Annotated in this window: 12 protein-coding genes; 8 read left to right on the forward strand and 4 right to left on the reverse strand. The window is 66.6% G+C overall.

Features of this window, described 5'->3' with window-relative positions; all coding sequences use genetic code 11:
* Window positions 1–981 precede the first annotated feature (981 nt).
* Window positions 982–1,308: a hypothetical protein gene (locus BLR29_RS02660; protein WP_092134406.1), complete on the forward strand. Its 327-nt coding sequence runs from the start codon at window positions 982–984 to the stop codon at window positions 1,306–1,308.
* A 71-nt stretch (window positions 1,309–1,379) separates the two neighbouring features.
* Here the strand turns inward: BLR29_RS02660 and BLR29_RS02665 are convergent, their stop codons facing one another.
* From BLR29_RS02665 to BLR29_RS02675, 3 genes are all read right to left on the reverse strand, one after another.
* Window positions 1,380–2,990: a rhodanese-related sulfurtransferase gene (locus BLR29_RS02665; RefSeq protein WP_092134407.1), complete on the reverse strand. Its 1,611-nt coding sequence runs from the start codon at window positions 2,988–2,990 to the stop codon at window positions 1,380–1,382.
* Window positions 2,987–3,610, reverse strand: a complete 624-nt coding sequence (locus BLR29_RS02670; RefSeq protein WP_092134409.1) for a cysteine dioxygenase family protein — start codon at window positions 3,608–3,610, stop codon at window positions 2,987–2,989. The genes BLR29_RS02665 and BLR29_RS02670 overlap by 4 nt, the downstream gene beginning before the upstream one ends.
* 86 nt (window positions 3,611–3,696) lie before the next feature.
* Window positions 3,697–4,905, reverse strand: a complete 1,209-nt coding sequence (locus tag BLR29_RS02675; protein WP_092134410.1) for an acyl-CoA dehydrogenase family protein — start codon at window positions 4,903–4,905, stop codon at window positions 3,697–3,699.
* A gap of 199 nt (window positions 4,906–5,104) precedes the next feature.
* Between BLR29_RS02675 and BLR29_RS02680 the strand changes: the two genes are divergently transcribed.
* The 7 genes from BLR29_RS02680 to BLR29_RS02710 all read left to right on the forward strand — a co-directional run bounded on the left by BLR29_RS02680 (window position 5,105) and on the right by BLR29_RS02710 (window position 12,049).
* Window positions 5,105–6,196, forward strand: a complete 1,092-nt coding sequence (locus BLR29_RS02680) for an LLM class flavin-dependent oxidoreductase (protein ID WP_092134412.1) — start codon at window positions 5,105–5,107, stop codon at window positions 6,194–6,196.
* 117 nt (window positions 6,197–6,313) lie between these two features.
* Window positions 6,314–7,360 (forward strand): ABC transporter substrate-binding protein, encoded by a 1,047-nt coding sequence (locus BLR29_RS02685; RefSeq protein WP_255371066.1) that lies wholly within the window; start codon window positions 6,314–6,316, stop codon window positions 7,358–7,360.
* Between the two features lie 4 nt (window positions 7,361–7,364).
* Window positions 7,365–8,462: an ABC transporter permease gene (locus BLR29_RS02690; protein ID WP_092134413.1), complete on the forward strand. Its 1,098-nt coding sequence runs from the start codon at window positions 7,365–7,367 to the stop codon at window positions 8,460–8,462.
* Entirely contained in the window at window positions 8,456–9,274 is an 819-nt protein-coding gene (locus tag BLR29_RS02695; RefSeq protein ID WP_092134415.1) for an ABC transporter ATP-binding protein, read from the forward strand. The genes BLR29_RS02690 and BLR29_RS02695 overlap by 7 nt, the downstream gene beginning before the upstream one ends.
* Before the next feature lie 45 nt (window positions 9,275–9,319).
* Complete coding sequence (locus tag BLR29_RS02700) at window positions 9,320–10,507, forward strand: c-type cytochrome (protein WP_092134416.1); 1,188 nt, start codon at window positions 9,320–9,322, stop codon at window positions 10,505–10,507.
* Between the two features lie 98 nt (window positions 10,508–10,605).
* Window positions 10,606–11,238 carry a flavin reductase family protein gene (locus BLR29_RS02705; protein ID WP_092134418.1) on the forward strand — a complete coding sequence of 211 codons (633 nt, stop codon included), beginning with the start codon at window positions 10,606–10,608 and terminating at the stop codon, window positions 11,236–11,238.
* Window positions 11,239–11,365: 127 nt separating this feature from the next.
* The gene (locus tag BLR29_RS02710; RefSeq protein ID WP_092134419.1) at window positions 11,366–12,049 is read left to right on the forward strand and encodes a hypothetical protein; all 684 of its coding nucleotides are present in this window, start codon (window positions 11,366–11,368) and stop codon (window positions 12,047–12,049) included.
* On the opposite strand, the gene waaC is transcribed toward BLR29_RS02710, so the two are convergent.
* Window positions 12,007–13,038: a lipopolysaccharide heptosyltransferase I gene (gene waaC, locus BLR29_RS02715; RefSeq protein WP_092134421.1), complete on the reverse strand. Its 1,032-nt coding sequence runs from the start codon at window positions 13,036–13,038 to the stop codon at window positions 12,007–12,009. The two genes, BLR29_RS02710 and waaC, sit on opposite strands and share 43 nt — an antisense overlap.
* Between the last annotated feature and the right edge of the window lie 93 nt (window positions 13,039–13,131).

Below are 13,131 nucleotides of genomic sequence, written 5' to 3' on the forward strand. Positions count from 1 at the left end.
TATATAGATCATTATGCATCGATTCGGTCGCTGTACCACCACCAGAATTTGGTAGCAAAAATCAACGGCTTACAAGGTTCGCGCCTCGTAGGCCGTTTTGCTATTCTGACCTTTCGCATCGCTCCCGCGTCCACGTTCCCGGCATACCCCCCTCTCGCTGCCCGCCTGCATCCGCTCCGGCTTCGGCAGGGTGGACGCAATCTTTTCCGTTTCCCTTACTGCCTCCAGCCGTACGTTTGCTGGAGCGCGGCTGTCTGATGTGATCTCGCTGATGAGCCGGGAGCGCCATACGCGCGTTTCGGCTCTCAGGGCGATGCGTACCACCGTGCGACTCCTGCGCGACGCACGCCCACTTCCGGCCCACTGTCCTCCCGCCCCCTAGTTCCCTCCGCTCTGCGTGTTGGCGCGGCTGGGATGGGACGGCCAGCCCGCTACAAAAGCGGATTTATCGACACTTGGCATCAAATGCAAAGCCACGGGCAGCCCATGCAAAGTTGTGCCTTGTCGCTATGCCTATCTTGGGTAGTGAGTTTGTTGGATTCAGATGCAATAAACGAACACACCATGAAAAGGATCATTATCGCTGCACTCATCGCGGCCTCTACCCTCTACCCTCGCTCCTGCCGCGCATGCGGCCTCTACCTTCGGTGCCAACTTCAAATGCGTGGATTTGACTGAACATGCCGAAAGAATCGACTCCAGGAACATCGCAATGGGTGCGTTTATTGCCGGTTACGCATCCGACTTCCCCTCTTGATTCTCTGAGTATCTGAAAATGAAACGGATTATCGCCAGCGCGCTCGCCCCTTTGGCCCTCTGTCTTTCCGCCACCGCCGCGCTTGCCTTTCTGACTCTCTGCCTTTTGGCTACCGCTGTTTTATTCGGATACTTCGAATTTCAAAAGTGATTGCCACGTACACAGAATCGAACCGATTCTGAGTGGCAACCAGATCAAACGCAATATCGAGATCGAGTTTAATTATGCTTGGATTGTTCAAGAAAAAGCCTGCCAACATTCACGATTTGCCCTTTGGTGAAAAGAACCAAGGGGAAATCCGCGAACTTGCAGAAAGTTTGGCGAACCAAATCCGGATCATTGTGTATGAAGATGTTCCCGGCTCAAGTCGCGAGCATGATAAACGCACATTTCACAAGATCGAAGATGCGGCATTCGAGATTAGCAGCAGCATGTTCGATCGCGTCAAGATCTGGAATGCCGTGGAGGGCGTTGACAGGGACGCATACGATAACCTTATCGCTGCGATCCAAAACCTGGGGCGCAACAACCGCGTCGCATCGATCATCTAGCAACAGGCGCGGCATTCCTGCCTGTCGCACGTGGCGGGGCCGCTTCCCCGCCTCCCCCGCCCCGCCCTCGCTCAAACCACCCCAAAGAAATGCGTCTGGTCCCGTTCGAGCTGGGCGATCAGTCCGAATTCCCAATCCAGATAAGCCTGCATCGCCGCTGTCGCGTTGTCGGTGCCCTCGTAGGGGCGACGATAGCGATCCGTGCGCGGCACGGCCAGGTGTGTCTCGCCCTGCTCCAGCAGCAGGCCAGCCTCGATCCACGCGGCGGTGCCGCCTTCCAGCACCACAACCTCCGCCGACGTCAGCCGCTTCAGGTCCGCTGCGGCAAACCGCGCCAGCTGGCTCGTTCCGCAAGTCAGCACGTAACGCTTCGCCGATGGAATATTCGCCAGCGCCTGCTCCAGTTGCGCGCGGATGACGAACCAGGCGCCCGGGATATGCCGCTTCACGTAGTTCGCACTCGCGGTGACGTCCAGCACGGCGATCTCGTCTTTCCCCGCCTCCGCCAGCCAATCGGCCAGCGTCGCCGGCGATACCGTTGCCACCGGTGCAGACTCCGGCACCGGCACGCTCGTCGCGCCACGCTCGCTTCGCCCGGCGTCGGGTACCGGATCGACGACCGCCACATCCCAGCCCATCTGCGCCAGCCACGACGCCGTCATGTCCGCGCGTACGCCGTCGTCGTCGGCCAGCACGATGCGGGCGCCACGCACCGGCGCGACATGGTCGGTCTCCTGCACCAGCTGGCCCCCGGGCGCGTTGGTGAAGCCCGGCAGGTGGCCATCGGCAAACTCCTCCGGCGTACGGACATCGAACCGAAACAGCGTGCGCCCCGCTTCCTGCAACGATTCCACCGCGTCATGGGCAATGCGCCGCACCCCGGCACGCGCCGCGATTTCGCGTGCGCCGCTGCGCGCGAGATCGCGATTGGCGGCGTCGACCACGGCCGGCGCGCGGCGACTGGCCCCGTGGTCCAGCACCTGCCCGGCCAGCGTCCAGCCAATCGTCCCGTTGCGCAGCGCCGCCACCGGGTTCGGAATGCCCGCATTGATCAGCGATTGCGTGCCGATGATGCTGCGCGTACGGCCCGCGCAATTGACGATGACCCGCGTCTTCGGGTCCGGCGCCAGCTCGCGCACGCGCAACACCAGCTCCGCGCCGGGCACGCTCGTGGCTGTGGGAATGCTCATGGTCTGGTATTCGTCAAAGCGGCGCGCGTCGACGATCACCACATCGGCCTTGGCGTCGATCAGCGCCTGCACCGCCTGCGCCGGCAGGGAAGGCGTATGACGCTTGGCCTCCACCAGCTCGCCGAATGATTTGCTCGGCACGTTGACGTCGCGGAACACTTCGCCGCCCGCCGCGATCCATGCGGCCAGCCCACCGTCCAGCAGCGAAACCTCCGTATAGCCCAACTCACGCAGCACGGCAGCCGCGCGCGGCGCCAGGTCCACGCCATCGTGCTCGCCATAGACCACGATCCGCGTATCGCGGCGCGGGATGCGCGACCACGCTTGCAGTTCCAGCTTCGACAGCGGGAAATTCGTCGCCCACAGCGGATGCTGCTGCGCGAACGGGTCTTCCTCGCGCACGTCGATCAGTGCGATCTCGGTGCGGTCCAGCAATGCCTGGCGCACCGCCAGGCTCGTCGTGGTCGGGAATGCTTGATGGAAATCGGTCATGACGCTGCAGGGTCCTTCGATCGGTCCCATGGGTTGGGGAGTGTCTGGTTGGAATAGCCGGAGATGAACGCCTTGCGGCCGCCCTCTTCCGGATACACATGGCGACGTACCGCGCCGATATTGGCGCCGTACACATGGATGCTGATCGACACGCGGTCGTCATAGGCGTTGTGCACACGATGGATATCGCCCACCGTCGGCGATACGGCCTCGACGTGCCCTGGTTCGAGGCGAATCGGCTCGCCCTGCGGACGCGGCTTGCCGTCGGCATCGAGCGCAAACGGCTGCGAATACTCCGCGCCGCGCAGCATGCCGATCAGCCCCCACACGGTGTGGTCGTGGATTGGCGTGCGCTGCCCCGGGCCCCAGACAAAGCTGACGACCGAGAAACGCTCTGCGGAATCGCAATGCAGCAGCACCTGCTGGTAGTACTCCGGGTGCGGTTGGGCAAAGGCATCGGGCAGCCAGTCGTCACGGGCAACCAGTCGCGCAAGCAGCGCGCCGCCTTCGGCAAGAATCCGGGATTCGTCGGGCTGCTGGTGGAGCAACGCGGACAAGCCGGTAATGAACTCGCGCAGCGGCGTCAGCGAGCCCTTGGTGTCGGGCAGGGAATCGTGCATCCCAGTCTCCTGATGGATCGTCCGGCCGTCTGATCGCGGCCGGTGGCCACAAACATAGCATGAAGCCTGCGGGCCGTTTGGCAGGGTCACAAGGCCAGCGCCGCACGGCCCGCGGCGATCAGGATCGAATCGTTCTGCGGCGTGTGAATGCGGCTGCAAAGCACATCCCGATAGTGCCGCTCGAGCGGGTTGTTGCGGCTCAGGCCGTGATTGCCGGACAGTTGCAAGGCCATCTCCACGGCCCGGATAGCATTGCCGGTGACCGTGAACTTCAGCAGGCCGCTGTCCGTGGCCAGTGGCGGCGCGCCCGCATCGGTGCGCGCGGCGGCCGCATCCAGCAGCCCCTGGTTGGTGTGGAGCAGCGCCGCGATCTCGCCGATGGTCTCCTGCACACGCGGCAGCGTAGCCAGCGGCGCGCCGAGGCTGCCCGGTGCGCGCTCACGCACAAAGCCACGAATCCAGTCGAAGCCGGCGCGCGCCACGGCGTCGTACAGGCTGCCGAGCAACACCACCATCCACGCCTGCTGATCCGTGCTGGCGTCGACGTCCGCCTGACTGGCGCCCGCAGGTGCCCACGCGGCGGGCGGGCGGATATCGACAGCGTTCGCGAGCGGTATCCACACGTCGTCCAGCACAGTCTCGTGGCTGCCCGAAGCGCGCAAGCCGAGGTGATTCCAGTTCTCCACCACGCCGATGCCCGGCGTATCGGCCTCCGGCTTTGGCACGAGGAAAACGCCGACGCGCGGATCTGGCTCATGCGTGCGCGCCCACACGACCAGCCATTTCAGCGCCGGAATACCGGTGCTGTAGAGCTTGCGGCCACGGATGCGCCATTGATCGCCCACGCGCGTGGCCACGGTGGCGGGCAGTCCGCCGCGCGCCGGCGAGCCGAGGTCCGGCTCCACACGTAGCGAATTGATCAGCGCACCGGACGCCACCGCGCTGGAAAACACTTCCCGCCGCACGGCTTCCGGCCAGCGCGAATCGGCGCGTCCGATGGCTCGGTGCTGCAGATAGGTCATCGTCAGCACCAGCGCCGTCGCCGCATCGCCAGATGCCACCGCGGCGACGATGCGTCGCGCCTCCGCAAGGCCCGCCCCGCCGCCGCCGTATTCGCGCGGTACCACCTGGGCAATCAATCCGTGCCGATGCAGCCAATCGAAGTTGTCGTGCGGAAAGCTGCCCTGTGCGTCGTGATCGGCGGCCGTCGCCGCAAAGCGGGCAGTCAGTTCAGCCAGCACATCGGCCAGCCGCGGCTCGCTCGCCGGCAGCCGGCGCAGCGGAGAAGAAGACATGGTGGGGGTCCTTGCAGGGGATGCTCGTGAAGGGATCGCCGCATAGCGTACCGCCGGCGCAGCGCGCCGATAACGACGCATATCGCATATCCAGCAGCGGTTTTTGCTGAATATTCAGTGGCGTTTTTATTCGTTGGGGCGTGTCGGACGCTGGCGTACTTTCTTCCTCAGCCCGCTTCACGAACCAGGAGAACCACGCATGAGCGTCGACATCATCGGCATGATCCAGAGCCAGAAGCAGTCCGAGATCCATCCGCCTTCCGGCCCGGTGATCGATCGCGACTATGTGCGCGCCTTCGCGCAGGCCCACGAGCAGGCGGGCTTCGACCGCATCCTCGTGCCCCACCACTCCACCGGCCCTTCGGCCACGCTGACCATTTCCTATGCGGCCACGGTCACCGAGCGGATTCACTTCATGCTGGCTCACCGGCCGGGATTCACGTCGCCGACGCTGGCCGCGCGCCAGATCGCCACGCTGGACCAGTTCAGCGGCGGACGGCTGGGCGTGCATTTCATCTCGGGCGGCTCCGACGACGAACAGAAGCGGGACGGCGACTATCTCGACCATGACCAGCGCTACGCCCGCACCGATGAGTACCTCGGCATCCTCCGCCGCATCTGGACGGAGGACAAGCCGTTCGACCACGCGGGCACCTTCTATCGCTTCAGCAATGGCTTCTCCGAGGTCAAGCCGGCGCAGCGACCGCATGTGCCGGTCTACTTTGGCGGCGCGTCCGAGGCCGCCATCGCCGTTGCGGGCAAGCATGCCGACGTCTACGCACTGTGGGGCGAATCGCTCGAACAGGTGCGCGAGCTGACCACGCGCGTGCGTGCCGAAGCCGCGAAGCATGGGCGCGAGGTGCGCTTCTCGGTCTCGTTCCGGCCGGTGCTGGCCGAAACGGAAGACAAGGCCTGGGCCCGCGCCGAGCGCATCCTGGAACGCACGCGCGCCCTGCGCATACAGGCTGGCTACAGCCGCGGCGGCCCGCAGCAGAGCGAGGGCGCGCGCCGGCTGCTGGCGGCGGCCGAGCAAGGCGACCGCGTCGACGCGCGGTTGTGGACCGCCATCGCTCGCGAAACCGGCGGCCGCCATAACTCGACCGGGCTCGTCGGCACCCCCGAGCAGGTGGCCGAGGCGCTGCTGGCCTACTACGACATCGGCGTCACCACCTTCCTGATTCGCGGCTTCGATCCGCTGGAAGACGCAATCGACTACGGCCGGGAGCTGATCCCGCGTGTCCGCGAGCTGGTGGCCCGGCGCGACGCGGAAGGTAGCCGGAAGGCCGCCTGAGCCCGAGCCTGCCCGCTGCAATCACGTCGACGACGGCGCAACGAGGACGCCATGACGGCGCGGGCGACATCGAAGAACACACCTACGTGCCATGACAAGACGGGAAAACAGACAACCATGAGCCAGCCGGAAGCCAACCCCATCAACGATCCACACAATCCACACCGCTCACACAGCTCACGCCGCCGCGATCTCCTGCGGCTGGCCGGTTCGGCGGCGATCGCCGCGCCCGCGCTGATCCTGGGCCGCCAGGCCTGGTCGGCGCCGCGCAAGCTGACGTTCGCGTGGAACCAGAATTCCTTTTGCCTGACGCCGATCGTCGTCGCGCAGGAACGGGGCTTCTTCGAGAAGAATGGCCTGCAGGTGGACCTGATCAACTACAGCGGCTCCACCGACCAGTTGCTGGAGTCGATCGCCACCGGCAAGGCCGATGCCGCCGTGGGCATGATTCACCGCTGGCTCAAGCCGCTCGAAGCGGGCTTCGACGTCAAGATCATCGGCAGCTCGCACGGCGGTTGCGTGCGGCTGGTGGGATCGAAGGCCGCAGGGGTCACGAACCTGCAGCAACTGAAGGGAAAGACCGTGGGCGTGAGCGACCTGGCCGCGCCGGGCAAGCACTTCTTCACGATCCTGCTGGCCAAGAACGGCATCGACCCGGACAAGGACATCACGTGGCGCCAGTACCCGGCCGACTTGCTGGGTGTGGCCGTGGACAAGGGCGAGATCCAGGCGATTGCCGACGGTGATCCCAACCTCTACCTGCTGGAGAAGCGCACCAACGGCGCCTACGTGGAACTGGCGACCAACCTGACCGGCGAGTACGCGCGCAAGGTCTGCTGCGTGGTCGGTGCACGCGGGGAGCTGGTGCGCAACGACAAGCCGGCCGCATCCGCGCTGGCGCGCTCGATCGTCCAGGCGACGGACTTCGTCAACGAGAACCCGAACGAGGCTGCCCGCGTATTCGCGAAGTACTCGCCGAAGATCAACCTCGACGACTTGCGCAAGCTGTACGCCACGCTGACCTATACGCACCACCCGACCGGCGTCGACCTGCAAGAGGAGATTGCGTTCTACGCCGACGACTTCCGCCGTATCGGCGTGCTCAAGAAGTCCACCGATGCAAAGCGGCTGGCGCAGCATGTCTACGCCAACGTTCTGGGGTGATGCCATGACGACGAGCCACACCGCGCTGGACGCGGGTCTTGCCCGCGACAACGAAGCGGGGCGCAGCGCTTTCTCCGGCGCGGCGCCCGGTGCCGCCCGCGCTGCGGCCGGCCACACGCCTGCGCAGCCGCATCGTGCGGGCCTCTGGCTGACCGGCCTGGTTGCGGCGCTGACCTGGGCCGCATTCGGCGCGGTGACCTGGCGCTGGCCCAACAAGGCCGTCGGCTTCAGCGACTGGGCCTATACCGAAGCCCTCGGGATCGCCGCGCTGGCGGTCGCCGCCGCATTGGCGTTGCTGGCGCTGACGGGCCAGCATGTGGCCCCGCTGCGGCGCGCACTGACCGCGTTGCGCTCGGCTGGACCCTGGCTGGTGGCGTTGCCACTGGGGTTCGCCGCGTGGGAAATCCTGACCGCCAAGACCGCCATCCTGCCGACCCCATTCTTCGCGCCGCCGCAGGCGCTGATCGAGGTCTACCTCGACGACTGGCAGCGCCTGGGCGACAGCGTGCTGAACACCCTGAAGCTGCTCGGGCTGGGCGTGGCCTATGGCGGCGCGGCGGGCTTCCTGATCGGCGTGTCGATCGGCTGGTCGCGCCGGATCGGCTACTGGGTCCACCCCGTGCTGCGCGTGCTGGGGCCGCTGCCCTCCACCGCACTGCTGCCGCTGACGTTCTACTTCTTCCCGTCCAGCTATTCCGCCGCCGTGTTCCTGATCGCACTGGCGACAGCCTTCCCCGTGGCCGTGCTGACATGGTCCGGCGTGGCCGGCGTCAACAAGAGCTACTACGACGTGGCCCGCACGATGGGCGCCTCCGGCTGGTTCCTGGTGCTGCGCGTGGCGATTCCCGCTGCGCTGCCGCAGGTGTTCGTCGGCCTGTTCATGGGATTGGGCGCATCGTTCTCGGTGCTCGTCACCGCCGAGATGATGGGCGTGAAATCGGGCCTCGGGTGGTATCTCACCTGGGCACAAGGCTGGGCCTCGTATGTGAACATGTACGCCGCGCTGATCGTGATGGCGCTGCTGTTCTCGGGCGTCATCACCTTGCTGTTCGTCGTGCGCGACCGCGCGCTGTCGTGGCAAAAAGGAACCGTGAAATGGTAGCCGTCCTCGCGCGCGAACCGGCCGCGCAGGCTCATGATCCGGTGCCGGCATCCGGCCCGGGAGCCCGCATCGATATCCGCAACGTCAGCCACGCCTTTGGCGACGGCGACAAGCGCCTGGAGGTGCTCGACGACGTCAACCTGACCGTGGCGCCCGGCGAATTCGTGGCCCTGCTGGGCCCGAGCGGCTGCGGCAAGTCCACGCTGCTGCGGCTGGTCGCCGGGCTCGACGCGCCATCATCGGGCCAGATCCTGCAGGACGGCACGCCGATTGAAAACCCGGACCCGTCGCGCATCGTCGTCTTCCAGGACCCGACGCTCTACCCCTGGCGCCGCGTGTGGGACAACGTAGCGCTGGGCCTTCAGGCGCGCGGCATCGTCAAGCGCGAACGCCATCGCGTGGATGACGCGCTCAGGCGCGTGGGGCTCGAAGCCTTCGACCGCGCCTTCCCGCACCAACTCTCCGGCGGCATGGCGCAGCGCGTGGCACTGGCCCGCGCGCTGGTCAATGATCCGCAATTGCTCGTGCTCGACGAACCGCTCGGCAAGCTCGATTCGCTGACCCGGCTGGCCATGCAGAGCGATCTGGTCGAGTTATGGCAACGCGCCGGCTTCTCCGCACTGCTGGTCACGCACGATGTGGAGGAGGCGCTGTTCCTGGCGCAGCGCGTGATCGTGTTCAGCGACCGTCCGGCAAAGATCCGGGCCGAGCTCAAAGTCGACCTGCCCTACCCGCGCCATCGTGGCGATCCGCGCCTGACGGCTCTGCGTCACGAAGCGCTGCGTCTTCTGGGGCTCGATGCCAGCTGGTAACGCGATGACGGCAACGGCCCCGCGCCACCGCAGCCGGGGCTTCGCATGAACGGCCTGCCGCCGCAGGCGTGGCTCAACACTCTGCTCGTCGTGCTTCAGGAGGCGCAGCTCGCACTGCTGCGCGCCTGGCACGCGCTCGGCCTGACCGGCGACATCCACGGCCAGCCCGCGTGGCCGTGGGCCCATCGCATCGTGGGCGAAACCCTGCTGATCGACCTCGGCCTGGCGCGGCAACTCGCGTGGAGCGTGGCGGCGATTACCTTCGCGCTGCTCGCAGTCATGGTTGCGCTGCTGTGGCGCCGCCGGCGACTGCCGTGGCTGGCGGCCGGCGCGCTGGCGCTGGTGCTGGCGCCCTGGCCCTCGCCGGCGCTGGTGTTCGGCCCGGCCGCGCCGACGAGCTTTCACGCAAGCCCCACCGGTTTTTCGGTCGCGTCCATCGCTCGCGGCGAGCGCGTTTATACGCAGCATTGCGCGGCCTGCCACGGCGCGGATGGACGCGGCGAAGGCCCACTCGCGCACACGCTGCAACATTGGCCGCCGACCGTGGTCAGCCCGTTGCTGGGACGCCGTGCAGAGGGCGAACTGTTTTGGCACATCCAGACCGGCATGCGCGACGTACGCGGCCGGTCGACGATGCCCGCATTTGGCCGGCTTCTGGACGATGCCGACACATGGGCGGTGCTCGACTACATGAAGGCGCTGGCCGCCGGCAGCGGCGCCGTCGCCACCGGCAATTGGCCAAACCCGCTGCGCCTGCCCGACGTTTCCATCCGCTGCGGCACCGATGCGCCGCGCCCCCTCTCTGAATGGCGTGGCAACCAGCGCGTGCGCGTGGTGGCGTTCGACGGCCCGCCCGCCGCACTGCCGATAGAGGATCCGCGCTTCCTGACACTGCTGGTGACGCCGGACGGCAAGCCGCCCGCCAGCGTGCCGCAATTTCGTGCAGGGTGCGTGGCGATGCCAGCGGCGACGTGGCGCGTGATCGCGCAGATCGCCGGCGTCCCGGCTTCCGCATTGGCCGGCACCGAGCTACTGGCTGACCGCAACGGCTGGCTGCGCGCACGCGGCGCGCCGGGTCGCGGCACCTGGAGCGATGCCGACCTGCTTTGCACCTCGGGCCAGCCGGCGGCCGCGCGCGCCGGAACGCCACCATCGCGGGACGGCCTCACCGCGTTGCTGCTGCGCATGGACGCGGAACCCGTGCGCTTTGTTCAAGGCGGATTCATTCATTAGGAAGACAGGCGCACGCCGGGACTGCAAGGGCGGCATGCTGCGACAAACCCCGGAGCATGCGAGACTAGCCGCCTGCCCTTTCTCTTGGCCACATCACCATGTCCACCCATCGACCAGCCCCGTCCGACGTCCATTTCTACCGTCCCGAAGATGGCCACGGCCTGCCTCACGATCCGTTCAAGGCCATCGTCGCGCCCCGCATGATCGGCTGGATTTCCAGTCGCGACGCAGCGGGCCGCGTCAACCTGGCGCCGTACAGCTTCTTTGGTGCCTTTGCCGGCAACCCGCCCGTGATCGGGTTTTCCAGCGAGGGCTACAAGGACACGGTCCGCAATATCGAAGCCACTGGCGAATTCGCGTGGAACATGGCCAGCCTTTCCCTGGCCGAGAAGATGAATGCCACCTCTGCCAGCGTACCGAGCGATGTCGACGAATTCGTGCTGGCCGGGCTGACGCCGGCACCGGGGCGCAGCATCGCGGCGCCCCATGTGGCCGAGTCCCCGGCGGCGCTGGAATGCAAGGTGTTGCAAGTGATCCGGCTGAACGCGCTGGACGGATCGCCGATGCCCAACTGGCTGGTGCTGGGCCAGGTGGTGGGGGTGCATATCCGTGGCGAGTTTCTCAAGGAGGGGATGTTCGACACCTTCCTCGCGCAACCCGTGATGCGGGCCGGCTATCGTGCCGACTACGCGCAAACGGGCGACAAGTTCGAGATGATCCGGCCGCGCTGAGCAGGGGTTCGATCAATGATCGCCAAAGATTCAGACATTTCAGACGCCAATTCCAGACTTTTCCTGTAGATCGGCCCACACCAGCCGCGTAGCGTGAGGGCCCTCCTCTTGCTACGGAATCACGTGGATGTCGCTGGATCTGCTGCCTTCGGAATACGCCGCTCAACTCGCCATCGGGGCCATACGGCCCTGGACGGGCCACCATGCCGGGTCCGCCGGCCTGTTCGAGGTCCGGCCGCGACACATCCCGCGCGATGTGCGCCCGGTCTTCGACGAAGACCTGGATTGCATCATCGGATACCACCGCGTATTCCGGGAGCGTTGCTATCTCTATGACCTGACCGGGGACATGGCCGCGATCTGGGAAGGCATGAAGGATTTACCGCCACCGGCGCAGCACGATACGTTGCTGGTGGCGGGCGGCCTCTGGGCTGCGAATGTGCGCGGGATGACGGCGCTGGGGATTGCGGGGAGCGGGGTCGCGCTGGCGCCGACGACGCTGGCCCAGCTACGCAAGCGGTTTGCCGGGCTGACGCAGGTGCCGCTGCACTTCACGGAGGCCGCGCACGCCAGCATGGACGATGCGCGGCGCTTTGTGCCACCGCATATCCTGCGGCTGGCGATGCGACTGGGCCAGCGCGGCAACGCGCCCGCGGAATGGCCGGGTGCGGCGCGCTATCTGGCCAGGATGTCGATCATGCAACTGCCCTGCATCCTGGACCTGGTCACCGTCGATGACGGCACCGTGGTCCAGTTCCGGCACTGGCGTTACGCCGAGACCCGGCCGGACGATGCCTGGCCGGCAGCCTGAACGGAAGGAGGGGTCGCAGCGGCCGGCGACTGCGTCACCTGCCCGATCGCGGCCATGACGGCGTCGACCGAGGGCGGTGCGCCGTTATCGCCGATCGACACCGACTGCCCCGGCCGCTGCACGCCAAAATGCGCGCACGACGTGGCCGTGAACAGCATGACGGTGGGCTTGCCGAGCGCGTCGGCCAGATGGACGAAACCGGTGTCCATGCCGACGACCAGTGCGGCGGCATCCACACGCTGCGCGCATTCGGTAATGGACATGCGCGGCAGCACCTCGGCATCGGGAATCGCCGCGGCCAGCGCCTGGGATTCCTCATGCTCCCTGGCGGAGCCCCACGGCAATTGCACACGGTAGCCGCGCGCGGCCAGCGCCTGGCCGACCTGGATCCAGCTGGCCTGCGGCCATTTCTTGATCTCCGCGGACGTCGCGTGGAACAGCATCGCGCGCGGCACGCCGTCGGTGTTCAGCGGCGTGGCAGGTGCCGGCACGCGCAGGTCGCAGACCTCGGGCGGTTCGATCTCGTACCCCAGCGCATTGGCCACGACCAGCCGCATCTTGTGGCGGCACGTCGCGTCGCCGTGCGGCCCGAAGATATCCGTATAGGCAAAGACGGCCTTGGCTTCTCCCAGGAACTCGGCCGCGTAGCCGAAGCGGCGCGGCGCACGCGCCAGCCGCGCGACGATGGCGCTCTTGTAGACGCCGTGGACGTCGACCACCACGTCATATTTCTCGCGTCGCAACTCGCGCACGGCGCGCAGGATGCCGCGCAGGTCTTTCCACTGCTTGCCGTTCTTCTTGAACTGCCGCAGCGGTGGCGCGATCACGCGGTCCACACCCACGGTCCAGCTCGGAATATCGGCGCACGATGCGTCTGCCACCCAATCGATTGCCGCGCCGGGATAGGCGCGGCGCAGGTCAGAAACCAGCGGCAGGGTGTGCACCATGTCGCCAAGCGAGGTGATCTTGATCAGGAGGATGCGCTTCATGGAAACAGGGGCGTAATGGCGGGCTGGTGCGGCCAATGGCGGCCGCCCGGAAAGGCGCTAGTATGCCTGACACGCCCGGGCCCGGGACGGCGA

Source organism: Cupriavidus sp. YR651 (assembly GCF_900101625.1).
In the GTDB taxonomy this organism is placed as follows: domain Bacteria; phylum Pseudomonadota; class Gammaproteobacteria; order Burkholderiales; family Burkholderiaceae; genus Cupriavidus.

Excerpts from the sequence above, each read along its gene's own strand:
- BLR29_RS02665 (WP_092134407.1), bottom strand. The coding sequence starts at position 2,990 with ATGACCGATTTCCATCAAGCATTCCCGACCACGACGAGCCTGGCGGTG.
- BLR29_RS02685 (WP_255371066.1), top strand. The coding sequence starts at position 6,314 with ATGAGCCAGCCGGAAGCCAACCCCATCAACGATCCACACAATCCACAC.
- BLR29_RS02675 (WP_092134410.1), bottom strand. The coding sequence starts at position 4,905 with ATGTCTTCTTCTCCGCTGCGCCGGCTGCCGGCGAGCGAGCCGCGGCTG.
- BLR29_RS02660 (WP_092134406.1), top strand. The coding sequence starts at position 982 with ATGCTTGGATTGTTCAAGAAAAAGCCTGCCAACATTCACGATTTGCCC.
- BLR29_RS02680 (WP_092134412.1), top strand. The coding sequence starts at position 5,105 with ATGAGCGTCGACATCATCGGCATGATCCAGAGCCAGAAGCAGTCCGAG.
- BLR29_RS02700 (WP_092134416.1), top strand. The coding sequence starts at position 9,320 with ATGAACGGCCTGCCGCCGCAGGCGTGGCTCAACACTCTGCTCGTCGTG.
- BLR29_RS02710 (WP_092134419.1), top strand. The coding sequence starts at position 11,366 with ATGTCGCTGGATCTGCTGCCTTCGGAATACGCCGCTCAACTCGCCATC.
- waaC (WP_092134421.1), bottom strand. The coding sequence starts at position 13,038 with ATGAAGCGCATCCTCCTGATCAAGATCACCTCGCTTGGCGACATGGTG.
- BLR29_RS02705 (WP_092134418.1), top strand. The coding sequence starts at position 10,606 with ATGTCCACCCATCGACCAGCCCCGTCCGACGTCCATTTCTACCGTCCC.
- BLR29_RS02690 (WP_092134413.1), top strand. The coding sequence starts at position 7,365 with ATGACGACGAGCCACACCGCGCTGGACGCGGGTCTTGCCCGCGACAAC.
- BLR29_RS02695 (WP_092134415.1), top strand. The coding sequence starts at position 8,456 with ATGGTAGCCGTCCTCGCGCGCGAACCGGCCGCGCAGGCTCATGATCCG.
- BLR29_RS02670 (WP_092134409.1), bottom strand. The coding sequence starts at position 3,610 with ATGCACGATTCCCTGCCCGACACCAAGGGCTCGCTGACGCCGCTGCGC.